This window comes from Pseudomonas sp. UF-293, from assembly GCF_058245595.1.
This window is the reverse complement of record NZ_JBSICA010000022.1, coordinates 1-23,770: the sequence shown is the minus strand read 5'-3', so window position 1 is coordinate 23,770 and position 23,770 is coordinate 1. Positions and strand designations below refer to the sequence as shown.

Below are 23,770 nucleotides of genomic sequence, written 5' to 3'. Positions count from 1 at the left end.
TGGCGGCTAGTGCCGGAACGTCTGATCGCGCCATTACTCCCCGGTGAGCATCTGATCGTCGTCCGGTGCCATGGCCGTCGCGCGACTTCGTCGCCGATCCGCCAACACCCAACTGCCATCGTACAACTGCAACGGGAAGCTCTCGGTCCTGCTCTGGCGTCGTTCGACAAACCCTTCGGAAGGGCTCGCACCGGGTTTCGCTTCACGCTTGATGCCTAAAAGGTCGCAGACAGCTCGGGCCAGTTCCGCCAAGGGAAACGGTTTGAACAGGATGTGGCTGACCCCCAGTTGCCGCGCCCGCTCACAGACTTCGGCGGTCGGGTGACCCGTTATCAGCACAAAATGGCACGTCCTGTTCTGGCGGACGGCGTCGAGCACCTCAAAACCTTCCATATCGGGCAAGCGGTAATCGAACACCAGTACGTCGGGAGCAAACGCTTCGGCCGAACCGATACCCGTCGCTCCGTCATGTGCAATCCGGACGTCCAGCCCTTGCGCCGACAGATAATCCTGAAGGTTCTGTGCAAGCAGCTGTTCGTCTTCGACAACCAGTACTTTGTTAACCAAGGTCGACTCCTTGAAGCAGCAGATCCGGCAGATGAAACCTTGAGCCCGGGTCTGGTGGAGTGTGCCTTACTCTCGGTAACGCACACTTCATGCCAGGCACAATGCCAGTATTTTTAAGTCTTCATGTCCTTGAATTCAATGACAATGCCCGCTCGTCCCGGTCCCCCGTTCCCCAGAAACGGGGAAGCACCTGAATGGGCATCGAAGCCATTCCCCACTATTGGGGGGGCAGCTTCAATCGTCGTCAATTCGTTCGATCCTGTTCTGCGCCCGCAATTGTGCGAGCACCTGACGACGAGCCTGGGCCTGTTGCTGTCGCGCGCGTTCGCCCCCGACTGATTCCAGCCCTTGCCTATGTGGGACATCGCTCGCCTCCCAGTGGTTCTCCAGATAGATCAGGTGCCAGCCGAACGGTGAGCGCACCGTTGCGCTGACGACCCCCGCCGAGGCAATGATAGACGCTCGCATCTGTATCAAGCGTAGCTGCGCTTGTGCCTGGGTGGTGGCATCGGCATCCGGCGCAACCTTGATCAGCAGTTGCTGAGTGCGGGTGAAACGCTGGCGCAGCAATGCGGCAAACATTTGTTGCGCGGCCAGTTCACGAGCCAGGTAATCGCGGTACGACGCCTCGTCGAAGCCGGCGTCCTGTAACCGCCGGCTGAAGAGCTCAGCGCCGCCAAGTGCGGTGCGGGTCTGATTGATCTGTTGCTGCAACGTTTGCGCGTCGATGCGCACACCGCGTTTGCGTGACTCCTGCCACAGCAGCTCGCGGTCGATCAGCGCATCCAGCGCAGCCCGGCGCAGCTGCCTGTAGGCCTTGGGATTACGAATGCTCGCCACGGCGCGGCCCTGATCTTCCAGGTATTCGGCGAAATAGCGCTCAAGACGAAACTGCGAAATTTCCTCGCCATTGACCCGCGCCGCCGCCGGCCCGTTGTTGGCCCACGCTGCCGGCAAACAGCAGATAAGCAACCACATCAGGGTTATGAGCTTCATGAGCGGAGCCTCCGTCAGGGGCTGGCAACAATCGGTTTATACGGCGCCACCAGATAGAAGCGCTGATCGGGCAAATCCACCGTCACCACATGGGCGCCGTTCAAGCCCAGGCGTCGCCCGGGACCGAAATTCAGGCGCGGCGTCAGGCCGGTGTCGAAATCGTGCAGGCCTTCGAGAGCGGCGACAAATTTTTCCCGGCTGGCATCCCGGCCGGCCTGCTTCATGCCTTCGCCGAGCAACAACATCGAGGCGTAGGCGCCAACCTGCAGCACCGCATGTTGCGCGCCCAGGCCTTGCCCCTCACGCAACGTCGACAACGCCATGCGTCCGCTTTGCGTCCAGTCGCTGGGCACGAAGGGATAGGCGAGAAACACTCGCCGTGAAAAGCCTTCCGGCACTTGCAGCAGATCGCCGGCGACCTGGCTCGAGACGGCAAACAGATACGGCACCTGGCCGGCGTTACGCAGGCGCGTGGCCAAGCGACTGAAACCGCCGCCGCTGCCCAGATAGAACACCGAGCGCGAACCCAGTGGCAGTTGCTCGGCTGCCGGGTCGTAGGTTTGCAAGCTGACTTTTTCCCAGCCATGCCCCTGCAGATATTGACCGAGGCTTCGCGCCGCTTGCGCCTGTAACGGGTCATCGGGATAGGCAATCAGGGTCGGCCCCTGCAACACCCGCAAGCTGGCCGTGGCGTAATCGGCCAAGGCCAGCAACTGCTCGCGCAGCCCGGGCAACGGCTCGAAAATCTGCACGCTGTTCTGCAGGGCGCCAGGCATCGATAACGGACCGATCAGCGGCACGCCCGCCTGTTCCAGCAGCGTTGCCAATTCGCTGTCGAGGGCCGGCGCCAGCGGCGCGATCAAGGCGAACACTTGCTCGTGCTCGATCAATTGGCGCAAGGCCAGTTCGGCACTGCTGCGATCCGGACCGGGATCGATCACTGTCAAACGCACCTGCCGGCCGTGAATTCCGCCCGCCTGATTGATCCGCGCGACACTGCCGTTGAGCACCGCTGCCACCGTCATGCCCTCCTCGGCCAACGGCCCCTGGCTGGGCAGCAAGGTACCCAGGTGCAAGGTTTCGTTGTCGAGGCCGGGGTCGCGCTCGTCGGCGAGCCGTTTGAGGTACGCGGTGAGGTTGCGCTGGTCCTTCATCGACAGGACGAAGCGCGGCATGCTCGGGTCGAGGCGATTGCCTGCGGGATCGCGGCCCAGTTCGATGACCCTTGCCAGGCTGGTTTCGGTGTAGGCCGGGTAGCGCCGACCGTTGACCTGTTGCTGACCGTAAATGCTGGTCAGCCGCGCCCAGTTCAGTGGCGGTGGACGCACACCACCTTCAGGCCGTCCGAGGCCATCGGCGCCGTGGCAGTTGGCGCATGGCAGGCTGGTCGCCGGCAGCGCCACGTCCGCCGCGCCCACGCGCGCCATGACTGGCTCGCCGCGGTCCGACAGCCCTTCGCGGTACAAGCGCTTGCCGGCCGCCTCCTCAAGCGTCAGCGGCTGGGCTGTGGCGCCAACGTTGATGCCAAGGAGCAGAATCAGGGCGAGTGAGCGGCCAAGGTTCATGGCGCAGGCTCAGCGGCCGGCCACAGGCATTGTCAGCAACTGCAAGCGCTGGGCAATGGCGGCGGCCGGGGCATCGGGGCGGATCTTGCTCCAGCGTTTGTTGGCGACGTCGCCGACGATCAGCTGCGTGGAGTGCTGCTCCGGGGTTGGCACGATCTGGCCGATGCGACTCAGCACCAGGTCCATCTGTGCCTTGTCGCCGGTGAGAAAAAGCCAATGAGGGTCATCGGAACCCTGCTTCAAGGTGTAAGCCTTGAGCACCGCCGGCGTATCGCGCAGCGGGTCACTGGTAAGGGAAATGAAGGTGATCCCGTCAGCCTTGTCACCCAACAGCTCGCGGACTTCCTTGAGCTTGCGGGTGATCAGCGGGCAGGCATCGTTGCAACTGGTGAAAATCACGTTGAGCAGGACCACGCGGTTCTGCAAGGCGTCGCTGTAGAAGCGCAAGGTCTGGCCGTTCTGATCCTGCAACGGCGTGTCGGTAAACCAGGCCTGTGCGTCGTGAGTGCCTTTGGCCGGTGCGGCGACAACGGTCGTCGGGGCGTCGGGCGCGTGGCCTTCGTGGGCAAACGCGACGTTGCTGAAAATCCAGAAACACACGCTCAGCGAAATCCAGTCGAGCATTCTCATGGCCGATGCTCCATGGCGATGGCGGTGTGTCTGGCATGGGTGCGCAGACCGCTGAGCTTTTCCACTTCCTTGCTGAGCAGCGCCGGATCGGTGAAACCGTAGTAGCGCGTCCAGTGACGATTGTCGCCATCGCCGACCAGAATCAGCGGCTGGTGGCTTTTGAAGTCGCCGCTGAAACTGCCGAGGCCTTTGAGGGTTTCATTGATCGACTGAGGCGAGCCGGTCAGCCAGCTCCACCCCGGCCCCTGCTGAAAGCTGCGGGCATATTCCTGCAGGCGCTTGGGGTCGTCGCGCTGGGGGTCGATGCTGATTGACACCAGTTGCACCTCATCGCCGACCCGTGCACCGAGTTGTTTCTGCACCTTGCCCATGATCGACGAGACCACCGGGCACACCGTGGTGCAACTGGTGTAGATGAAGCTCATGACGACAATCTTGCCCTGCACCAGATCCGGCTCAAGGCGCACGCTCTTACCATCCTGGTCGAGCAATGGCACGTTGGCAAACTTCACCTGGGCGTGCTCCTGACTGCTGCGTGGCGGCGCCGTATGCCCGGCATGCTCGTCTGCGGAATGGGCCTGGGCCTGTTGGATACCGACGCTCAACAGACACAGGGTCAGCACACCACTGGATGCAAATCGGTTCATGTTCAAACTCCTCTTCAGCGCGTCTGGCCCGGGGCTACCCGAACACTGGCAAATGTCTTGTCGTCGAAACCGGCCCCCAGCGACGCTGCACGCACATGCAGGTACCAGGCGCCACTGCGGTCGAGGGTGATCGGCGCTTCATACACGCCGTCGACGACTTCCTGCGCGGCGACCTCGCGCGGGTGAGAGGTGGGCGCCAGGTAATAGCGCAATTGCACGTCTTTCACACCGCTGCGCTGTTGTTTCTGCTTGCCTTGCACAATGCGGAACCGCACCACGTACGGGTCGTTGAGCGCGGCGGTGGTCTTGTCCAGAAGAAACTCGACCTTCGGCTGACCGAGTTGTTTTGCAACCGCGCCATCGACCTCGATCAGCGCGCTGAAGCAGTGAATGATGTTCGGTTGATTGAGCAGGAACGCCACATCGAAACGCCCGGCTGGCGGCAGTTTCACCCGGGCACTATAAAGCCCCGGCGAGACCTCGCGCAGGCTGCGGTCGATGACCATGGCTGCGCGGGCGATCTGGCCACGATTGGGATAACCGGACATCGGCGCGTTCATGCCCTCGGCGTAGAAATAAGTGGTGTTGTCCACCGGGTTGACGACGAACACCGCGTTGTCGTCGCGCGATACCGCAAGGCTCGACGCAAGCGGCAAATCACCGGCCATGCGCGGTGGTTGCGGGCCGGCTTCAAAGCTCTGGATGATGGCCTGTCGACCCTCGCCCAGCGAAGCCAGATTGATCATGCTGACCTTGGGCGAGGCCAGTCCGCGCACGTAGGCATAGGCTTGAGTGAACACCACCTGGTAGGGCTCGGCGGAGACTTCGAGGTCATGGATCGCCGTATCAGTAGCCGCGTCGATCACACTGGCGCGGTTCGCCAGGGTGTTGAGCACCACGCCGAAACGCCCGTCAGCGCTGAAACCCATCGGGCCGAGACCTTGCTGCAACGTGATCACCCGGCGCACGGCGTGGCTGTTGGCGTCGATCACCGTGACGGTGCCGTCCTTGCCGTCTGCCACGTACACCGCGCCGGACAATGCCGAATAGGCAACCGACAAAGGGTGGGAGCCGGTTCTGACCTGCTTGACGATGGCCAGGCTGGCGCTGTCGATCACGCTCAACGTGCCGTCGTCGCGGTTACTGACAAAGGCGAAACGGCTGTCCTTGCTAAAGCTGATTTCATGGTGGCCACGGCCGGTCGGCAGATGTTTGAGCGGCTTGAGGCTTTGGCTGTCGATCACCGTGACGCCGGAGTCTTCGCCTTTGCTGGCGTTATTGCCGACCCAGAGCAGGCGTTCGTCCGGTTGCAGCGCAACGCGCACCGGTTGGCTGCCGGCCTTGATCGAATCGAGCACCTTGAACTGCTCGCTGTCGATCACCGCCACTTCGCCGGCGGTGGGCATCGACACGAATACACGTTTGTTGTCGGTGGGCGTGACCCAATCCATCGGCGGTTGCTTGAGCTCGATCCGCGCCAGGGTGCTGGTGATGCCGCCGACCGACACTGAGGGATCGACCACGGCGATGCTGGCATCACGGTTCATGACCAGCAGGAAATAGCTGTTGAGGTCGAGCAACGGGCGCGCGCCGATGTTGGATTTGAGGAACACGCCGACGCGCGCCTTGCAGCTCTGATCGCGGCCCTGGGCCTGATCAGCGGCGACCGTTTGCGCATCGATCCACGCCCCCGGCGCCACACCGGACAAGGCCTGCCCGGAAGCGCTGTCGGTCACGCGAAACTGCACATCGGCGAATTCGCCTTCGCGCAGTTTGCCGTCGACGGCCAGTGGCTTGAGATTGAAGTCCACCGCCACGCCGTCGCGATTCAGCGTCTGACCGCCCCCGGTTTGCGCCAGCGCAATCTCACTCAGCGTCAGCAACGACCCGGCCATGGCCAGCGTACAAATACCGATGATGTTGATGTTCCTGTTCATCTAGCACTCCCCTACCTCTTTATCTGGCAAAACACCGGCCCCTGTGGGAGCGAGCCTGCTCGCGAAGGCGTCTTCACAGCCCCACCCTCGAAACCGAGTTGCTCCCATTCGCGAGCAGGCTCGCTCCCACAAGGGATTTGCATCCATCCCACTCCCTCACTGCCACCATTGCCCACTGTGGGAGCGAGCCTGCTCGCGAAGGCGTCTCCAGCGCCACCCTCGAAACCGAGTTGCCCCCATTCGCGAGCAGGCTCGCTCCCACAGGGTTTTGCATTCACAGGCCTTGCGTATGTGCCTACTGCCCCTGCGGTGCCGGTTCCGCTTCGTTGGTGACGCGCAGCAAGCCCCACAATCCCGAGGTGTTGCCGTAGGCGCCGTAGTCGCGGAACAGGTAATCGCCCGGTATCGCGTTGCTGCCGCCGGCGCTGGGGATCATGAAGCTGAAGTGCGCGGCCGGGAGGATGCTTTCGTGGGCGCCGATGTACATCGACATCGGGTTGTAGCCGAAGCGCACCGAACCGACGCCCGGCGAGCCCATCGGATAACCGCCGGTGTCGCTCTTCTCGGCCTGGAACGGGTTGACCGACCAGACATGTCCGTCGAGCTGGAAGGTGCTGCCACGACTGCCGCCGCTGGGCATCAGAATGTGCGTGCGCAACGGTTGCCCCGGTTTCGCGTAGAGCACCGGTGTTTGCGGATCGCCGCCGATCAGCGCATTGCTGTAAGCCATGTGCGCGTTGGCCATATCGCCGTAACCGGCGCCGTCGGCATGCCCGAACGGTGCGTCAGGCGCGAGGCCGAAGCGATACCACAGCGGTTCGGTCTTGTAGTTGATCGCCATGCTCGAGTTGTCCTGCGGATCGGTCGGCACACCCAAGCCTTCAGCCGCAATGCCCTCGACAGGCCGGCCATTGGCCCAACGAGTGTTCAGCGCCTTGTGCCAGACCATCGCAAAATCGCGGTAGCTGGTTTGCCCCGGCGCGGTGACCGTGGCGTTGACCTTGCGTACATCGTCAACCCAGGTCGCGCCGATCGGCAGGATGCTCATCGCTGCGCCAAGACCTTTTTGCGGCTGCTTGATCACGTCCGCCGGGGTGATGTTCAAGCCGCCGAACTCCACCGCCGTGGCGTTGATGTTGTCGACACTGCGGCCCAACTGCGTCACCGGTTTGCCTTCACGCTCCAGATGCCCGGCGTAGTACTGATAGGTCCGGGTCGGATACGCGCCACTGTTGCCGCCGCGCGGTGGCACGGTCTGGATCGGGTTGGCGCCGACGTTGGCACCGTCGGATTTGGTGATGTCGTAGGCCAACAGTTGCGCGTGCAGACCGACGTGGCTGGACGGCCGCATCAGGTTGTTGCTGAAGGTGGTCGAGCCCAGACCACTGTTGCGGTCGCGCTTGACCATCCCCTGCATGACAGCGGTCTGAGTCAGATCAGGCATCACGCTCGGCAAACGGTTTTCCAGGGTGATATTGATGCAATCCCCCGCTGCTGCGCGCAGCACCAGCGGCTCGACCGGGATGCCGGGTTTGAGCTTGCCGCTGACCGGATCCAGATCGGCTTTGCGCACATACAGAATCGCAGTCGGGTCATGCAACGGCCCGCTCTGACCGCCGATGGTGATGGTTTCGCCGTCCTCCGGATCGGTCACCGTGACTTGTGGAATGCTCACCGCGCGCGAGTTCAGCACCAGGGTGCCACCGGCCGGATTCAGCGGCCCGCCGACATGCTGGCCGAGTCCTGCGGAATCGCCGATGGTCAGGCCCAGGGCATTGCCGAGAATGTCGTTGGCCAGCGCGGCGACGACTTCATAGTTGCGCTGCACAGTGGGCCGGGTGCCAATGCCGTTAGGGTTGGCGCCATAGCGCGGGCAACTGCCATCGAAAGCGACCGTGTTACGCATGCCCGCCGGGCTTGGGTTGTTGGGAATCGCAAACAGGTCATTGCGTTTGGCGGTGTAGTTGCGCATCACGCCCCAGATACCGCTCCAGTAACCCTCGATCGACGCGTCCATCGAGTACAGATAGTCGCCCGTGGTCGCTGCCGAGCTGGAGAGCATCGACACCGGCGCAATGAAGCCCATCTGTTCGGAGATGCCGATCATCTGCGAGGCGCGCCAGCCCGAGTTGGAGCTGTTGCCGAAACCGGAACCGCTCTGCAGCCATTTCACGCCATGCAGGGTCACGTTGTGTTCCTCCTCATGGCCCCCGGCATGCACCCGCAGCCGCACGTTGTCGCCGGTGTAGGTGCGCAGCATCGGCGTGAACGGGTCGCCCGGTTCGGCACCGCCCTTGTTGATGTGCGGCGGGAACAGCGTGGTGCCGCCGGTAGGCCCGGTGGCCGAGGTGAGCAGATTCGGCGCCAGGTTCATCGCCGGAATTGCGCGGTCGGTACGGCTTTGCATGGCGAACGACAGATCACCACCGAGGCCGTCGGCCTGCATGCCGCGCTTGCCATCCGGGCCGACTTTGTTCGGGTCGTACACGCGCAGGGCCAGCGGCTCGTTGCGGTAATTGACGACGAACATGCCCGGGTCATCCACCGAAATCGCCTGCGGACACGGCCGGCTCGGACAGCCCGGCACCTGACCGCCCTGCACTTCCAGCACGCCTTCAAGCAGAGTGCTGGCGTTGTTGCGCACCGGCGGATTGATCGCGTAGCGAAAGCTGTCGGCGGTGGCCGGGAACGCTTGCGCATTGGGCACGCCATTGGGTCCGGCACCGACGTAGACGCCGGCTTCATAGGCGTGCTGGAAGTCGCTGTATTCGAGGAAGAACTCGCGGAAGCTGTCGTTCTTGCCGTCGCCATCGAGGTCACCGGTGTTGATCACCGCTTGCCACGACGTCGGCCCGCCGTCCTGACGCGCGCCGCTGTACAACGGCTCGCCAGTCTCGGCGTGCAACCAGGTCGAACCAGCCGGTTCCGCCAGCACCGTGGCGTACAGCCCGATCTGCTGGTGCGTCGATGGGCCGAGGTGGTCGTGGGTGAAGATCGTTCCGAGGCCGCGATCAACACCTTTGATGTTCACCACCGGGTCGACGAACCAGCGCTGCATCGCCGTGCGCGCGCCAACCCAGTCAGCCCGCCCGTACTGACCAAAGAACGGGTGTGCCTTGGCTTTCGGGCAGGCTTGAGTACCGTCGCGCGGGTCCGTGCCTTCGCACTGGTTGAACGCACGGATGGCGTGAATGCGTTCCTGCACAGCGCCCGGGGAAAGCACGCCGTCCTCGTAGTTCCAGCCGTTGGAAGAACCGTCGGCCGAAGTCAGGTCCCACTTTGGCAGGTGGATGTGCTGACCGATCACGTCGGTCGGTGTGCGCACCTGATAGTCGTCCATCTCGTACGTGGCCGGCACCAGGTTGGTTTGCTGGTACTGCACGCAGTCGAAGGTGTTCATGCGCATCACCAGCGGCTCTGGCGGACGCTGTTTGGTGATCACCGGCCAGGCGTCTTCCCACAGCGCGAGAATGCGTGCCTGCGGGAAGTGATAACCGACTTTGTTGTACACCGCGTCGAACTGAATATTGGCGGCCTTGTAGATCCGTGGCCGGTCGGCGGTGAACGTCGAGGCACCGACAAACGACAGGCCATCGATGCGCTCGCCGCTGTTGAATTCACCGCTGCCGGCGCTGTTGGTCAGGCGTTTCTGCCGGTCGTCCATGCACGGTTCGTAGTAAGGCGCGCCGGCCATCGGCAAGGCGCCGTTGGTACGAAAAGCCTTGGCTACCACTTGATTACCGGGCAGCAAGGCATAGCTGGGGTGATCCTTTTTCGCGTGGAAGGCCATCGCCGCCTGTTCGACCTCGGTGCCCTCCTCCGGCATGTAGATCGGTTTGGCCCGCACCACTTCCTTGGAAAAATCCAGCGACGTGGTCACTGTGTGCGCCTCACCGCCAGCCGATACACCATCAAGGGCGTGGCGCTGCAAACCGCCATCCCAGCCACCGGACTGGGCCGGGTCGAGGTTGGCCCACAGCGCCTTGCCGCTGGCCTTGAGCGATTGCGCGGTGGCCGCGTCGAGCATGTCCAGTGGCGGGGTTGGCGGACGTTGGCCGACCGAGCTTTCCATGCCGCCGATCCAGAACGGATAACCAGGGTTTTTCAGGCTGCCGTCGGCATTGCGGTTGGCTTCGCTGCGATCGACCAGCGCCAGGGAGCCGATGGCTTGACCACCAGCGTTGCCGCCATGGTGCTCACCGTCATCATCGCCCTCTTCTTCATCATCCTCGTCATCATGGCCGGCGATCAGGGTTTCACCGATTTTCGGCACGACCACGACTTTGCCCGGCATCGGCGCCATGGCTTTGCCTGGCAGCGGCACGATCGCCGGAATCGGTGTGCCGGCGACGATCTCGCCGTCCGGCAAGGCGCGCGCGCCGGCCGCCGGTTTGCCGCTGCGCAGGGCAAACGGTTCGCTGTGATAGCCATCGGCGCCTTGCTGCGAAACGTCGAGCCGGGTGCCCTCTTCGAACACATCATGCACCCGCCACATCGCCCACATGCCTTGGGCAAAGTGCGGATAGAAGTGGCAGTGATAGATTGCATCGCCCGCTACCCGATTGCGGTTGCCTGAACCGCCATTGGCGATTTCATAGGTGTAACCGGCACCGGGACCGATGCCTTGGGCGTCGACGTAATCGGAGTTGTCGTCGTTGGGGTTGAACAGCCATTGATGGCCGTGCAGGTGGAAGATGTGCTGCTCGTGACCGTTGTGGGTATTGCGAAACTTGACGAAGTCACCGATATAGCTGTGATTGACGTTCGACGGCTCGGACGGGAACAGCGCCATGGTCGCCTTCACGCCAATCTGATCGGCGTTCGGGGTCTGCCCGGGAGCGATGTTTTCCAGCCCGGCGTTGGCCGGTACGTCGACCAGCATAGCGACGTCGCCAACGGTGTGCGAGCTGAGGAAAAATTCCTCATAGGCACAGGACAGGCAATCGTGCATCGGCCCGACACCCAGGCGATTGGCGACGACTTCGGCGCCCATGCCGCCGGAGCCGTAATTGATCATGAACGAATCGCGGGTCGGTTCCAGGACATGGGCCATCACCGGGTCGGCCCAATAGGCGGGGAATGCCTGGGTGGCGGCGGTTTCATCCTGGAATTGCGAAGCGAAATCGCGGAACGGCTCCAATCGATTGGGAATCGCCGGGTTGCGTTTGCCCACCGACTCCAGCGGATAGGTGCTGGGCGGGAAGCTGCCGTCGGCGTTGCTGCCCATCACGATCGCGTCACTTTCACTGGAGATGATTTCGTTGCCGTCGACCATGTTGATGATCGGCGTGCCGGCCTTGCCTTCGCGCAGCCACGGCTCGCGCTGCGGATAGCGCGCCTGGTAATCGACAATCGGCTGCCCGGCCGGCGTGCGCCCGCTGGTGGCCAGGCGCATTTCTTCTTCGCTCAGCGTATTGCGATAGCTGCGGCCACCCTTGGGCAGCACCACCACTTGACCAAACAGCCCGTTGGCGACGTTGCCCGCCGCGCCTTCGCCACCAAACGTGGCGCCTCGACTGCTCACGGCAAACGCGCCCTCGCGCTCGGCAAACAGGGTGTAGGAACGGCTGGCACCCGGCACTATCAAGGTGTTGGGGTTACGCCCGGTGAACGATGAAATGTCATCGATACTGTTGACCGCTTGCAGGCCGTTGACCTGGAAACCGATGTGGCGGTCAGCCACTTGCTCATCGACCTTGAACGCGTCGATCGCATTGGGATTTTCCTCACCTTCCACCCCTTCGACATGCTTGTTCGGGTTGGCCTGATAGTCGAGCAGGTTCTGCAGATTGATCGTCAGACAGTCCCCAGCCGCCACCCGCAATACCAAGGGCCGTGGACGCTTGTCAGGCCGCAACGCAACCTTTCCCGGCACCGCCACGCCACCGTACGCCAGCGACACGTCGTGCTCATCGACCACGTCGCGGCGCAGGGCGAACATCATGCCGTTGGCGTTTTGCGCACCGAGGCGGTTGAACATCAGCGGCTGATCGAACGCCACGACGTTGGCCACCAGGTTGCGCTCGCAACGTACCGCCGCGCCGGCCAGTTCGACGCTGAGCAGCGAGGCCATTATCAACAACCCGTTAATCAGGGATGGAGCGAGAGGAAAGCCAGCCATGATCGGTAACCTCGTAGTGGGTGCTCTTGGGAACACTTCTGGACAAATGTCCCGGAGCAAGCCGCGTGCCACAAAAAATCCTTCTGCATATCAACCAGTTAACGCGACGACCTGAGAATCCGGGGGATATTCCCCACCCGTTTGCCCCACTTTTCGGGCCGGCCCCGTTGGCCCCGAAAGTGGGGAATCGGGTGAAGGGGTCACAACGGCGCATCCATCGCCAACCCCTGCAGACGCCGGTACTGACGCAGCACATTCGGCACATAGCGCTGGGTTTCGGCGAACGGTGGAATCACCCGACCACGGCTGAGCACCGCATCCGGCCCGGCGTTGTAAGCCGCCACGGCGAGAGCGATGTCGTTGTTGAACAGGGTCATCAGGCGCTTGAGGTATCTGGCCCCGCCCTGAATATTGGCCTTTGGGTCATAGACGTCGGTCACGCCCAGCTCGCGCGCGGTGTCAGGCATCAATTGCATCAGCCCAGCCGCGCCTTTGGCTGAAGTGGCGCCGGGGTTGTAACGCGACTCGGCGTTGATCACCGCGTGCAACAGCGCCTCGGGCAATTGGTTGACCCTGGCCGCTGCAGAAACCAGCTCTGCGTAGGGCTGATTGGCGATCATTTGTGGCTGCTGATCGAGGCTGGCCACTGCGGCGTCCGCCTCGTGAATGACCCGTTCGTAAGTGCGTCCGGGCCGGTGCACGTTGGACAGCACGTAGCTGCCCTTGGCGTCCATGGAGATGAAAACATCGGCTTGCACGGCGCCGCTGAGCAGCACACATCCGAGCAATCCACTGGCGAGAAATTTCATGTCGGGCCTCCCCGGACCGGCCCCCGATAAATTGGGGGAAATGCCCCAGTGGCCGATCACGATCGAGCTCTACGCAAGCACTGTGCCGTTTCCTCAAAGGCCCGAATGACGAGGCCTCCAGCGCGGCAGATGATTTCCTGCGGGGCTGAGCATGGCAATTGCATAGGCCCATGTGGCGACTCGATTGCCATCTACGGGAGATCATCATGAAGCTGCCCTTTCGTCCGCGTGACCAACGCGGTTTTACCCTGCTTGAACTGCTCGTGGTGCTGGTGGTGCTCGGCCTGCTGGCCGGTATCGTCGCGCCGAAATACTTCGCCCAGCTCGGTCGCTCCGAGGTCAAGGTGGCCAAGGCGCAAATCGAAGGTTTGAGCAAAGCGCTGGATTTGTATCGCCTGGAAGTCGGCCATTACCCGTCTACCGAACAAGGCCTGCAGGCGCTGGTACTGGCACCCAGTGACGAGGCGAAATGGACCGGCCCATACCTGCAAAAGAAGCTGCCGCAGGATCCATGGGGCCGTAACTACGCCTACCGCTACCCGGGCGAAAACAGCGAGTACGACTTGCTGTCGATGGGCAAGGACGGCCAGCCCGGCGGCGAAGGCGAGAACGCTGAAGTGACCAACTGGCAATGAGCGGAGCGCGGCCCATGCGATTTCATCTCAAAGCGGTCGGCAAGGCTGGCGTGGTGTCGATGCGCGTCGAAGCGCCGGGGGACAGCGAGGCGCGACGGATCGCCGAGGACCAGGGTCTGCGGGTGCTCAGTGTGCACGCCGACAAGCACTGGCGTGCGCTGAAACTGCGTCAGCGCGAGACCTTCAACCTGGTGCTGTTCAGCCAGGAACTGACCACCCTGCTCAACGCAGGCCTGCCACTGATCGATGCGCTGGAAAGCCTCGCCGAAAAGGAAAGCGCCCCCGCTGCGCGCAAGACCCTCAGTGAACTGGTGCGCCTGCTTTACGAAGGCAAATCCTTCTCACAGGCGCTGGCCCAGTTGTCGGCGGTTTTTCCGCCGTTGTACGTGGCGCTGGTGCAGTCCAGCGAGAAGACCGGCGCGGTCGGCGATGCCTTGGGCCGTTACGTCAGTTATCGCCAGCGCATGGACGAGGTGCGGCAGAAGATCATCAGCGCTTCGATCTACCCGATGCTCTTGCTGGTGGTCGGCGGTGGCGTGGTGTTGTTCCTGATGGGCTACGTGGTGCCGCGTTTCAGTCTGGTATTTGAAGGGCTGGGCAATAACCTGCCGTGGCTGTCGCAGGTATTGATGAGCAGCGGCATGTTTCTGCATGCGCACCAGGCGCAGTTCTTCGGTGCTCTGGCGGCGCTGGTCATTGCCCTCGCCGTAGCGCAGAAACAACCGGCGTTTCGCCGTGGGCTGGATCGCCTGGTGGAGAAACTGCCGGCCGTGCATCAACGGATTTTCATGTATGAGCTGGCGCGGTTCTATCGCTCGCTGGGGATCCTGCTGCAGGGCGGGATTCCGCTGGTGACGGCAATGGGCATGGTTCGAGGCTTGCTCACCGTGGCCTCGCGCACGCGCCTGGATCAAGCCTGCGAACGGGTGCGCGAGGGCCAGTCCTTGTCAGCCGCACTGGAACTCAATCACTTGGTGACGCCGGTATCGCTGCGTCTGCTGCGGGCAGGCGAGCAGTCCGGCAACCTCGGTCAGATGATGGAGCGCAGCGCCGACTTCTACGACGAGGAAATCAGCCGCTGGCTGGAATGGTTCGTGAAACTGTTCGAGCCACTGTTGATGACTTTCATCGGCCTGCTGATCGGCGTCATCGTGATCCTGATGTACATCCCGATTTTCGAGTTGGCCTCGAGTATTCACTGACCACGGGAACGGGTCGGATCCCGGCAGCAGCGCACTGTACGTTCCCAAACAAAACCATAAACACGGAGAACGATATGCAGATCAAAAAGCTCGTGCTTGCAATGGCCATCGGCGCCGTTCTGTCAGCGTCTACCGTAATGATTCCGGACAGTTTGTCCGGGGTGTCCAGTGCACATGCCAAGGATGGGGGAAGCGGCGGCGGAAGTGGTGGGAGCGGCGGCGGTGGCGGCGGTGGGAGCGGCGGCGGTGGTGGTGGCGGTGGGAGCGGCGGTGGCGGTGGGAGCGGCGGAGGCGGAGGTGGTGGTGGTGGTGACGGTGGCAATGGTGGAGGAAGTGGCGGTAATGGCAGTGGCGGAGGAAGCGGTGGCGGCGGCCATGGCGGTGGTGGCAACAGCGGCAGCGGTAATGGCGGCAACAGTGGCCACAGCGGCAGCGACCATGGATCGAGCCATTCGGGCAACAGTGCGTCTTCCTCTTCCGGCCGCAGCGGCACCCATGCCGAACCAGGGGATGACCATGGCGTCCATCGCGCTGGCGAGTTAGGCGACGACCATGGCGTCCATCGCGCCGGTGAAGTGGGCGATGACCATGGCGTGCATGTCGGCGGCGAACCGGCCGATGACAAGCGCGCCAACTAAGCGACTTTGAAAGCACCGACAATCTACTGTGGGAGCGAGCCTGCTCGCGAAAGCGGTCTGTCAGTCAGCACCTCAGCGTCTGAACGATCGCCATCGCGAGCAGGCTCGCTCCCACAGAATCAACAGCGAGCACAAAACCGGCAGACAACCCTATTAATTGTGGGAGCAAAGCCTGCTCACTCCCACAGGATTAACGGCGTGCACAAAACCAGCACACAACCCTATTAATTGTGGGAGCGAGCCTGCTCGCGAAAGCGTTGGATCAGTCAGCACCTCAGCGTCTGAACGATCGCCATCGCGAGCAGGCTCGCTCCTACAGTTTGGTCAGCGTAAGGATCAAAGATTCACATGACTCTGGTTAAGCCGTTCACGCAAAAACTCCACCAGCGCCTGCACCGGCCGCGAAGCCTGGCGATGCTGCGGATAAACCGCCGACAAGGTCAGCGGCTCCGGGCGCAGGTCGTCCAGCACCGGCACCAGCCGCCCGTCCTTCAACGCCGCACCGACGATGAACGTCGGCAGATAGGTAATCCCCATCCCCTGCACCGCGGCGTCTCGCAGCAGTTCGCCGTTGTTCACCCGCATGCGCCCGGTGACGTTGATCAGCACTGGTTTGCCCGGCGCTTCATTGAAGCGCCATTGCACCGAGCGCCCGTGGCCGTAAGGCAGGCAGTCGTGGCTGTGCAGGTCTTCAGGTTTGAGTGGCGTGCCGCGTTCGGCAAGGTACGCCGGGCTGGCGCAGTAGACCCGCTCGATGCTGGCGATACGTCGGGCGATCAGTGTCGAATCTTCCAGCACGCCGATGCGCAGGGCCAAGTCGTAACCTTCGCCGAGCAGGTCCACCGGGCGATCGCTCAAATCGACCTCGACAGTGACCTCGCGATAGCGCTGCAGGAATAGCGGTAGCAGACAACCCAGATGCGCCACGGCGAACGACAGCGGCGCGCTCAGGCGAATCGTGCCGCGTGGCTCAGCGGTTTCGCCGGCGATGCTCTGCTCGACTTGCTCTACCTCACCCAGCAAGCGCAGCGCCGATTCGTAGTAGCTCTGCCCCAGGGGGGTGACGTCGAGGCGGCGGGTCGAGCGATTCAACAAGCGCACACCGAGGCGCTCTTCCAGTTGCATCAAACGGCGGCTGACGAACTGCTTGGACAGTCCCAACTGATCGGCCGCGGCGGTGAAGCTGCCGGAGTCCATGACCTGGCAAAAAATACGCATGTCTTCGAACGGGTTCATTGTCACTCTCTGGTGGACAGTTAAACGCTTTATAGCCGCTTTTTCGCTTTTCAGCAGCCCATTAATCTGTGCTCACGGTGTTGCTGAGGCCGCAAACCCAGTGCCACAGCAGCCCGCAATTCAGGCAAACAATCAAAATCATTCAAAAGGATTTCCACCCATGAACATCGTCAAGAAAACCCTCGCCGCGTCCCTCCTCGCCCTGTCCGTCAGCAGCGCTTTCGCCGCTGGCAGCCCTGGCGTCGAACACAATACCCAAGCATTCCTCGATGCCCTCGCCGCTGGCGGTGGTCGTCCTCTGGAACAACTGAGCCCGAAAGACGCCCGTGCAGTGCTGACCGGTGCACAGGCTTCGGTGAAGGTTGATCTGTCCGGTGTGGAAGTCAGCGACAAGGCGATCAAGGTCGATGGCCAGACCATCAACCTGAAAGTGGTGCGCCCGGCCAAGGTCAAAGGCGAGTTGCCGGTGTTCATGTTCTTCCACGGTGGCGGCTGGGTGCTGGGTGACTTCCCGACGCATCAGCGCCTGATTCGTGATCTGGTGGTCGGCTCTGGCGCTGTTGCGGTGTATGTCGACTACACGCCGTCGCCGGAAGCGCAGTACCCGACCGCGATCAATCAGGCTTACGCTGCGACCAAATGGGTGGCCGACCACGGCAAGGACATCGGTGTCGATGGCAAGCGTCTGGCGGTAGCCGGCAACAGCGTCGGTGGCAACATGGCGGCGGTCGTGGCGTTGATGGCCAAGGAGCAGAAAGCCCCTGCCCTGCGCTTCCAGCTGTTGATGTGGCCGGTGACCAATGCGCAGTTCGACGACGGTTCGTACCAGCAATTTGCCGAGGGCCACTTCCTCACCAAAGGCATGATGCAGTGGTTCTGGGACAACTACACCACCAACCCGGCCGAGCGTGCGCAGATCCATGCCTCGCCGCTCAACGCCAACGCCGAACAGCTCAAGGGCCTGCCCGCTGCGCTGGTGCAGACCGCCGAGTTCGACGTGCTGCGTGACGAAGGCGAAGGTTATGCCCGACACTTGGATGCGGCCGGCGTGCCGGTGACCTCGGTGCGTTACAACGGGATGATTCATGACTTCGGCCTGCTCAATCCCCTGAGCCAGATTCCGGAAGTCAAAGCAGCGGTGCGTCAGGCGGCGGCCGAGCTGAAGACTCATCTGAATCCATAAAAGCAAAAGATCGCAGCCTGCGGCGGCTCCTACCCTGGAATACGATTCCCTGTAGGAGCCGCCGCAGGCTGCGATCTTTTTTCTCATCAGCGTCGCGGAGTACCGGTCATGACTCTTTTCTACGCCCACCTGCTGTCCTGGAGCGCTGTGCTGTTGCTGCTCGACGCCGCGCTCTGGCATTTCTCGCCCTTCAGCCATCGCGCGCCGCGAGTCGGCGTACGTCTGGCGTTGTTTCTGGCATTCAGCGCGCTGGTGATCAATGCCGGTGTCAGCCCGTTGCAGGCGCCGCTGTTCGCCGATGATCGCGTGGCGCAACTGGGTGCGACGGCGTTGGGGATTCTTTGGTGGCTGTACGCGGCACGGGTGCTGACCGAAGTGATCGGCCTGGCGCTGATGCGCCGCATCGGTCACAGCGGTCGCTTGCTGCAGGACGTCATCGGTGCGCTGGTGTTTCTGGTCGCGATTGTCGCGGCGGCCGGCTACGTGCTGGAGCTGCCGGTCAAAGGTCTGCTGGCCACCTCCGGGGTGGTCGCCATCGTGGTCGGTCTGGCGCTGCAAAGCACCCTCGCCGACGTGTTTTCCGGCATCGTCCTCAACACCACCAAGCCGTATCAGGTGGACGATCTGGTGATGATCGACGGCGTCGAAGGCAAGGTCTTCGATATCGACTGGCGCGCCACGCACTTGCTGACCAGCGCCGGCACCATGGCGGTGGTGCCGAACTCGGTGGCGGCCAAGGCGAAGATCGTCAACCTCAGCCGGCCGAGCAACATGCACGGCGTGTCGATCAGCATCCAGGTGCCCAACCACATTCGTCCGCGTCGGGTACTCGATGCCCTTGACCGCACCTTGCAAGGCAGCAGCTCGCTGTTGCTCAGCCCGGCGCCGAAAGCCGTGCTCAAAGAGGCCGGCGAAAGCATGTCGGAATACGTTGCCAGCGGTTTCATCGCCGAGCTGGGCAAGAAGAGCGAAGTGCGCAATCAACTGTTCGACCTCGCCCACCGCCATCTCGAAGCGGCGGGTATTTCGCGGCATCCCGACGGCGTGATCGAACCGTCGAGCCGTGCTCGTGCATTGCTGGATGAGGTGAAGATTTTCCGCTCGCTGAGCAGTGAAGAACGAGATCGCCTGGCTGAGTCGATGGTCGCGCAGCAATACACCGCGGGTCAGGTGGTGCTCGATCTGGACGAGGTGCCGGACAGTCTGTTCGTGATTGCCACGGGCGTGGTCAGCGCGACGGTGCCGGACGGCAATGGCCAGACCGAGGCCGGGCGCATGGGGCCGAGCGAAGTCATGGGTGAGCAGAGCATTCTTGCCGATACACCGTCGCAAGCGACGTTCACGGCGCTGACGTCGAGCATCATCTATCGCCTCGACAAACAGTTGACCCGTGAGTGCATGGACAAGCGCAGCGAAGTCGGCCGGGCCTTGAACAAGTTGCAGGCGGTGCGTCAGCAGAACAGTCGCCTCGCGTTGATGGCCAAACCGGTGGCGGTGAAAAAAGGTGGTTTCCTGGGTTGGTTGCAAAAACGCTAACAGCAAAAGATCGCAGCCTTCTCGGCGGCTCCTACAGCGAAAATGCGTTCCCATGCAGGAGCTGCCGAAGGCTGCGATCTTTCGATTTTCTTACTTGGCGGTGAACTTGGTGTAGCTGTTGATCAGGTTACGATAGTTAGGCAGACGCTCGGACAGCAGATGCGCCAGACCTTCCATGTCGTTGCGCCAGTCGCCTTGCAGCTCGCAGGCCACAGCGAACCAGTTCATCAGGTGTGCACCGGCGGCGGACATGCGCGCCCACGCCGCTTGTTGCACGGTGGTGTTGAAGGTACCCGACGAGTCGGTGACGACGAACACTTCGAAGCCTTCAGCAATCGCCGACAGGGTCGGGAAAGCTACGCAAACGTCGGTCACTACACCGGCGATGATCAGTTGCTTGCGGCCGGTGGCCTTGATCGCTTTGACGAAGTCTTCGTTGTCCCAGGCGTTGATCTGGCCTGGACGCTGAATGAACGGCGCGTCCGGGAATTGCTCGAGCAGCTCAGGCACGATCGGGCCGTTGGGACCTGCGTCGAAGCTGGTGGTCAGAATGGTCGGAAGTTTGAAGAACTTGGCGATGTCGCCCAGTGCCAGCACGTTGTTCTTGAACTCGTTCGGCGAGAAATCCTGCACCAGCGAGATCAGACCGGTCTGGTGATCGACCAGCAGGACGACGGCATCATCTTTGTTCAGACGCTTGTAAGGAACGCTCATGGCAAAACTCCTGGATGGATGGTTGTTGCGGGAAGCGCCGGCCCTGATGACCAGCGCTTTTTTCAAACTCAGAACGCGAAGCAGGAACAGCCGAATGCGCCCCAGAAACCGGCGAAATCGCTGACCGGCGCATTCGACATCCGCGCCTTTTCATGGCTGTGGGTGTGCACGGCGCACGGCCCGCTGCACTGGTGAACCTGCGCCTGCAGTGGCGAGTTCGGGCGCCAGTGGCCCGGGACCTTGACCACTGGCGACCAGTCCGGCAGCACCGGAATCGAACGCGGGCCGAGGTCTTCGAAGTCGCCGGCGGCGTAGACGATCTTGCCGCCGACCACGGTCATGACCGACTCGATCCACTTGATCGCTTCTTCCTCAACGCTGAAGAAGTCCGCGCTCAGTGCCGCGAGGTCTGCCAGTTGGCCGACGCGGATCTGGCCCTTCTTGCCCTGCTCCGAGGAAAACCAGGCGCTGCCGTGGGTGAACAGTTCCAGCGCGGTGCTGCGTGGCAGACCTTCTTCGTACAGGGCCAGACCGCCAACGGTGCGACCGCTGACCATCCAGTACAGCGAGGTCCACGGGTTGTAGCTCGATACGCGCGTGGCGTCGGTGCCGGCGCCGACCGGCACGCCTTCGGCGAGCATGCGCTTGATCGGTGGCGTGGCTTCGGCGGCTTGTTTGCCGTAGCGATCGACAAAGTATTCGCCCTGGAACGCCATGCGATCCTGAATTGCGATGCCGCCGCCGAGCGCTTTCACACGTTCGATGTTTTGTGGGGTGATGGTTTCAGCGTGGTCGAAGAACCACGGCAGACCGTTGAACGGAATGTCGCGGTTGACCTTCTCGAACACGTCGAGCATGCGGCTGATCGATTCGTTGTACGTGGCGTGCAGACGGAACGGCCAGCGCTGCTCGACCAGATGCCGCACCACCGGTTCCAGCTCCTGTTCCATGGTCTGCGGCAGGTCCGGGCGCGGTTCGAGGAAGTCTTCGAAGTCGGCAGCGGAGAACACCAGCATTTCGCCGGCGCCGTTGTGGCGCAGGTAGTCGTCGCCCTGATGCAGCTTGACGCTACCGGTCCAGTTCTGGAAATCAGTCAGCTCTTCTTTCGGCTTCTGGGTGAACAGGTTGTAGGCGATGCGCACGGTCAACTGGTCGTCTTTGGCCAGTTGCTCGATTACCTGGTAATCGTCCGGATAGTTCTGGAAACCACCGCCGGCGTCGATTGCACTGGTGAGGCCCAGGCGATTGAGTTCGCGCATGAACTGGCGAGTAGAGTTGACCTGATATTCCAGCGGCAGCTTCGGCCCCTTGGCCAAGGTCGAGTAGAGAATCATCGCGTTCGGCCGCGCGACCAGCATGCCGGTCGGGTTGCCGTTGCTGTCGCGCACGATCTCGCCGCCCGGCGGGTTCGGTGTGTCGCGGGTGTAACCGGCCACGCGCAGAGCGGCGCGGTTGAGCAGCGCACGGTCGTAGAGGTGCAGGATGAACACCGGCGTATCCGGCGCGGCCTGGTTGATTTCTTCCAGGGTCGGCATGCGTTTTTCGGCGAACTGGAATTCGTTCCAGCCACCGACCACGCGCACCCATTGCGGGGTCGGTGTGCGATCGGCCTGATCCTTGAGCATGCGCAGCGCGTCGGCGAGCGACGGCACGCCTTCCCAACGCAGTTCGAGGTTGTAGTTCAAGCCGCCACGAATCAGGTGCAGGTGCGAGTCGTTGAGGCCAGGGATGACGCAGCGGCCCATCATGTCGACCACTTGTGTGGCGCTGCCTTTGAGGGCCATGGCCTCGGCATCGTTACCAACGGCGACGAAGCGCCCGTCCTTGATCGCCACCGCACTGGCCAGTGGTTTTTCCCGGTCTACGGTATGAAATTGGCCATTGAATAAAATCAGATCGGCGCTCATCGCAGTTCCTCAAGCAAAAGTGAAAAGAAGCAAACCCCGCTCAACGCGGCGAGGTTTCTTGGGAATCGAGGTGTTCATGGGCCTGGCTGGCTTCCAGCCACGGGGTGAACAAACGGGTGACCGGCGGCATCACCACGTAGACCACCGAGAGGACGATGGTCAGGGTGATCAGGAACGTGGCGACCACGTAGTTGGACAGAAGCGTATGCAGCGCCAGCAACGGGCCCCAGATCAGCGGCACCAGCAGGGTATGCGGCAGAATCACCAACAGCGTGACAACAGCCTGCTTCCAGCGCGGCGGCGGCGAGCCTGCTTCGGCCAGCGGTGTGAACCAGAACTCATTGACCGGCGCGACTTCGGTCTGATCGCCGTCGGCCAGCATCGGTGCGGCTTCTGCCACCAGCGCCTGACGCTCGGAGGATTCCAGCCAGCCCTGCATCGCTTCGGTGGAGCTGAAGCGCAATACGCAAGTGTAAAAATCCAGACGCCCGCGCTTGCCGCGCACCACGTCCACACCCAAATGCCCTTCGCGCTGACCGGCGACGCGTACGATGTTGCGCAGCCATGCTTCATACGCCGACTCGAAACCGGCCTTGACCGAGTGTTTGATGATCAACGTGACGGTCTCATCGGCCCCCGGTACTTGTGAATTGAGGACTTCAGGCATAACGCAGCACTCCGGGCAAACGAACAGGAATCGCCAGCCGTCCGGGCCCGGCGATCAAGACAGTGGTGAAAAGAATCAACAGCAACCAGCCAAACTGCCCTTCAGCCACACTCCATTGCGGATGCACGACCAGCAACGCCACGAGCAGTACAAAGAGAATAGGCAGGCAGGCCAATCGCGCCAGTACACCGGCGACGATCAGTAACGGGCAGAGGACTTCGGCGAAAATCGCCAGGATCAAGGTCAGGTGGGCACCGAGATGAAACGGGTCTTCGATCAGTTGCAGTTGCGCCGTGAAGTCGAGCAACTTGGGCAAGCCGTGCACCCACAACAGAAACAACCCGCCGCTGACCCGCAGGAACAGCAACCCGATGTCGCGCGCCTGTTCATCCCTCGTAGCAATCATGACCCGACCCTTTGAATGTCATTGACGGGAATCATGCCAAGGCCGGGGCGGAAGAAATTGGATGGGTGTGCTTAGTTGCTTTTCAGAGCACCGACGCTCTGCAGTCAGCCACAAAACCATGTGGGAGTGGCGTCGTGCACTCAATTTGCGGAACGCCACAAAACCATGTGGGAGTGGGCTTGCTCACGAAGGCGTCAGATCAGTCTCATCCACATTGACTGGCACACCGCTTTCACGAGCAAGCCCGCTCCCACAGGGATTGGCGGCATGTACTCAATTTGCGGACCGCCGCGAAACATTGTGGGAGTGGGCTTGCTCGCGAAGGCGTTGGGTCAGTCACATCCACGTTGACTGGCACACCGCTTTCGCGAGCA

18 protein-coding genes are annotated in these 23,770 nt (G+C 62.3%); 5 read left to right on the top strand and 13 right to left on the bottom strand.

Features of this window, described 5'->3' with window-relative positions:
* Window positions 1-33 precede the first annotated feature (33 nt).
* From AC4IHP_RS20585 to AC4IHP_RS20550, 8 genes are all read right to left on the bottom strand, one after another.
* Window positions 34-567: a response regulator gene (locus AC4IHP_RS20585; protein ID WP_460118117.1), complete on the bottom strand. Its 534-nt coding sequence runs from the start codon at window positions 565-567 to the stop codon at window positions 34-36.
* Between the two features lie 234 nt (window positions 568-801).
* Complete coding sequence (locus tag AC4IHP_RS20580) at window positions 802-1,563, bottom strand: SurA N-terminal domain-containing protein (RefSeq protein WP_490832601.1); 762 nt, start codon at window positions 1,561-1,563, stop codon at window positions 802-804.
* Between the two features lie 14 nt (window positions 1,564-1,577).
* Window positions 1,578-3,128, bottom strand: a complete 1,551-nt coding sequence (locus tag AC4IHP_RS20575) for a cytochrome c/ABC transporter substrate-binding protein (protein ID WP_490832600.1) — start codon at window positions 3,126-3,128, stop codon at window positions 1,578-1,580.
* A gap of 9 nt (window positions 3,129-3,137) precedes the next feature.
* Window positions 3,138-3,758: an SCO family protein gene (locus tag AC4IHP_RS20570; RefSeq protein ID WP_460118111.1), complete on the bottom strand. Its 621-nt coding sequence runs from the start codon at window positions 3,756-3,758 to the stop codon at window positions 3,138-3,140.
* Window positions 3,755-4,405: an SCO family protein gene (locus tag AC4IHP_RS20565; RefSeq protein WP_460118109.1), complete on the bottom strand. Its 651-nt coding sequence runs from the start codon at window positions 4,403-4,405 to the stop codon at window positions 3,755-3,757. The genes AC4IHP_RS20570 and AC4IHP_RS20565 overlap by 4 nt, the downstream gene beginning before the upstream one ends.
* Before the next feature lie 14 nt (window positions 4,406-4,419).
* On the bottom strand, window positions 4,420-6,342 hold the full coding sequence (locus AC4IHP_RS20560) for a YncE family protein (RefSeq protein ID WP_490832599.1): 1,923 nt from the start codon (window positions 6,340-6,342) through the stop codon (window positions 4,420-4,422).
* 295 nt (window positions 6,343-6,637) lie between these two features.
* A complete protein-coding gene (gene mnxG / locus AC4IHP_RS20555) occupies window positions 6,638-12,463 on the bottom strand; it encodes a manganese-oxidizing multicopper oxidase MnxG (RefSeq protein WP_490832598.1) in 5,826 nt (1,941 codons plus the stop codon).
* 200 nt (window positions 12,464-12,663) lie between these two features.
* Complete coding sequence (locus AC4IHP_RS20550; RefSeq protein ID WP_460118102.1) at window positions 12,664-13,272, bottom strand: lytic transglycosylase domain-containing protein; 609 nt, start codon at window positions 13,270-13,272, stop codon at window positions 12,664-12,666.
* Window positions 13,273-13,478: 206 nt separating this feature from the next.
* Here AC4IHP_RS20550 and gspG point away from each other — a divergent pair, with 206 nt between their 5' ends.
* The 3 genes from gspG (at window position 13,479) to AC4IHP_RS20535 (ending at window position 15,747) form a co-directional block, all read left to right on the top strand.
* Entirely contained in the window at window positions 13,479-13,907 is a 429-nt protein-coding gene (gene gspG / locus AC4IHP_RS20545) for a type II secretion system major pseudopilin GspG (protein ID WP_460118100.1), read from the top strand.
* 14 nt (window positions 13,908-13,921) lie between these two features.
* The gene (locus tag AC4IHP_RS20540) at window positions 13,922-15,109 is read left to right on the top strand and encodes a type II secretion system F family protein (RefSeq protein ID WP_460118098.1); all 1,188 of its coding nucleotides are present in this window, start codon (window positions 13,922-13,924) and stop codon (window positions 15,107-15,109) included.
* Between the two features lie 74 nt (window positions 15,110-15,183).
* Entirely contained in the window at window positions 15,184-15,747 is a 564-nt protein-coding gene (locus AC4IHP_RS20535) for a hypothetical protein (RefSeq protein ID WP_490832597.1), read from the top strand.
* 336 nt (window positions 15,748-16,083) lie between these two features.
* On the opposite strand, the gene AC4IHP_RS20530 is transcribed toward AC4IHP_RS20535, so the two are convergent.
* A complete protein-coding gene (locus tag AC4IHP_RS20530) occupies window positions 16,084-16,983 on the bottom strand; it encodes a LysR family transcriptional regulator (RefSeq protein WP_490832596.1) in 900 nt (299 codons plus the stop codon).
* 160 nt (window positions 16,984-17,143) lie between these two features.
* Here AC4IHP_RS20530 and AC4IHP_RS20525 point away from each other — a divergent pair, with 160 nt between their 5' ends.
* Both AC4IHP_RS20525 and AC4IHP_RS20520 read left to right on the top strand, forming a co-directional pair.
* Window positions 17,144-18,166 (top strand): alpha/beta hydrolase, encoded by a 1,023-nt coding sequence (locus AC4IHP_RS20525; RefSeq protein ID WP_490832595.1) that lies wholly within the window; start codon window positions 17,144-17,146, stop codon window positions 18,164-18,166.
* 108 nt (window positions 18,167-18,274) lie between these two features.
* A complete protein-coding gene (locus AC4IHP_RS20520) occupies window positions 18,275-19,702 on the top strand; it encodes a mechanosensitive ion channel domain-containing protein (RefSeq protein ID WP_460118090.1) in 1,428 nt (475 codons plus the stop codon).
* Between the two features lie 90 nt (window positions 19,703-19,792).
* Here the strand turns inward: AC4IHP_RS20520 and ycaC are convergent, their stop codons facing one another.
* The 4 genes from ycaC to AC4IHP_RS20500 form a co-directional block, all read right to left on the bottom strand.
* Window positions 19,793-20,416 carry an isochorismate family cysteine hydrolase YcaC gene (ycaC, locus tag AC4IHP_RS20515; protein WP_016774080.1) on the bottom strand — a complete coding sequence of 208 codons (624 nt, stop codon included), beginning with the start codon at window positions 20,414-20,416 and terminating at the stop codon, window positions 19,793-19,795.
* Between the two features lie 68 nt (window positions 20,417-20,484).
* Entirely contained in the window at window positions 20,485-22,323 is a 1,839-nt protein-coding gene (locus AC4IHP_RS20510) for an amidohydrolase (protein ID WP_490832594.1), read from the bottom strand.
* 40 nt (window positions 22,324-22,363) lie between these two features.
* On the bottom strand, window positions 22,364-22,990 hold the full coding sequence (locus AC4IHP_RS20505; RefSeq protein ID WP_490832593.1) for an antibiotic biosynthesis monooxygenase: 627 nt from the start codon (window positions 22,988-22,990) through the stop codon (window positions 22,364-22,366).
* Window positions 22,983-23,396: a DoxX family protein gene (locus AC4IHP_RS20500; protein ID WP_024012430.1), complete on the bottom strand. Its 414-nt coding sequence runs from the start codon at window positions 23,394-23,396 to the stop codon at window positions 22,983-22,985. Before AC4IHP_RS20500 ends, AC4IHP_RS20505 begins: the two co-directional genes overlap by 8 nt.
* Window positions 23,397-23,770 lie beyond the last annotated feature (374 nt).

Excerpts from the sequence above, each read along its gene's own strand:
- gspG (WP_460118100.1), top strand. The coding sequence starts at position 13,479 with ATGAAGCTGCCCTTTCGTCCGCGTGACCAACGCGGTTTTACCCTGCTT.
- AC4IHP_RS20520 (WP_460118090.1), top strand. The coding sequence starts at position 18,275 with ATGACTCTTTTCTACGCCCACCTGCTGTCCTGGAGCGCTGTGCTGTTG.
- AC4IHP_RS20565 (WP_460118109.1), bottom strand. The coding sequence starts at position 4,405 with ATGAACCGATTTGCATCCAGTGGTGTGCTGACCCTGTGTCTGTTGAGC.
- AC4IHP_RS20500 (WP_024012430.1), bottom strand. The coding sequence starts at position 23,396 with ATGATTGCTACGAGGGATGAACAGGCGCGCGACATCGGGTTGCTGTTC.
- mnxG (WP_490832598.1), bottom strand. The coding sequence starts at position 12,463 with ATGGCTGGCTTTCCTCTCGCTCCATCCCTGATTAACGGGTTGTTGATA.
- AC4IHP_RS20560 (WP_490832599.1), bottom strand. The coding sequence starts at position 6,342 with ATGAACAGGAACATCAACATCATCGGTATTTGTACGCTGGCCATGGCC.
- AC4IHP_RS20575 (WP_490832600.1), bottom strand. The coding sequence starts at position 3,128 with ATGAACCTTGGCCGCTCACTCGCCCTGATTCTGCTCCTTGGCATCAAC.
- AC4IHP_RS20525 (WP_490832595.1), top strand. The coding sequence starts at position 17,144 with ATGAACATCGTCAAGAAAACCCTCGCCGCGTCCCTCCTCGCCCTGTCC.
- AC4IHP_RS20505 (WP_490832593.1), bottom strand. The coding sequence starts at position 22,990 with ATGCCTGAAGTCCTCAATTCACAAGTACCGGGGGCCGATGAGACCGTC.
- AC4IHP_RS20550 (WP_460118102.1), bottom strand. The coding sequence starts at position 13,272 with ATGAAATTTCTCGCCAGTGGATTGCTCGGATGTGTGCTGCTCAGCGGC.
- ycaC (WP_016774080.1), bottom strand. The coding sequence starts at position 20,416 with ATGAGCGTTCCTTACAAGCGTCTGAACAAAGATGATGCCGTCGTCCTG.
- AC4IHP_RS20510 (WP_490832594.1), bottom strand. The coding sequence starts at position 22,323 with ATGAGCGCCGATCTGATTTTATTCAATGGCCAATTTCATACCGTAGAC.
- AC4IHP_RS20540 (WP_460118098.1), top strand. The coding sequence starts at position 13,922 with ATGCGATTTCATCTCAAAGCGGTCGGCAAGGCTGGCGTGGTGTCGATG.
- AC4IHP_RS20570 (WP_460118111.1), bottom strand. The coding sequence starts at position 3,758 with ATGAGAATGCTCGACTGGATTTCGCTGAGCGTGTGTTTCTGGATTTTC.
- AC4IHP_RS20580 (WP_490832601.1), bottom strand. The coding sequence starts at position 1,563 with ATGAAGCTCATAACCCTGATGTGGTTGCTTATCTGCTGTTTGCCGGCA.
- AC4IHP_RS20535 (WP_490832597.1), top strand. The coding sequence starts at position 15,184 with ATGCAGATCAAAAAGCTCGTGCTTGCAATGGCCATCGGCGCCGTTCTG.
- AC4IHP_RS20530 (WP_490832596.1), bottom strand. The coding sequence starts at position 16,983 with ATGAACCCGTTCGAAGACATGCGTATTTTTTGCCAGGTCATGGACTCC.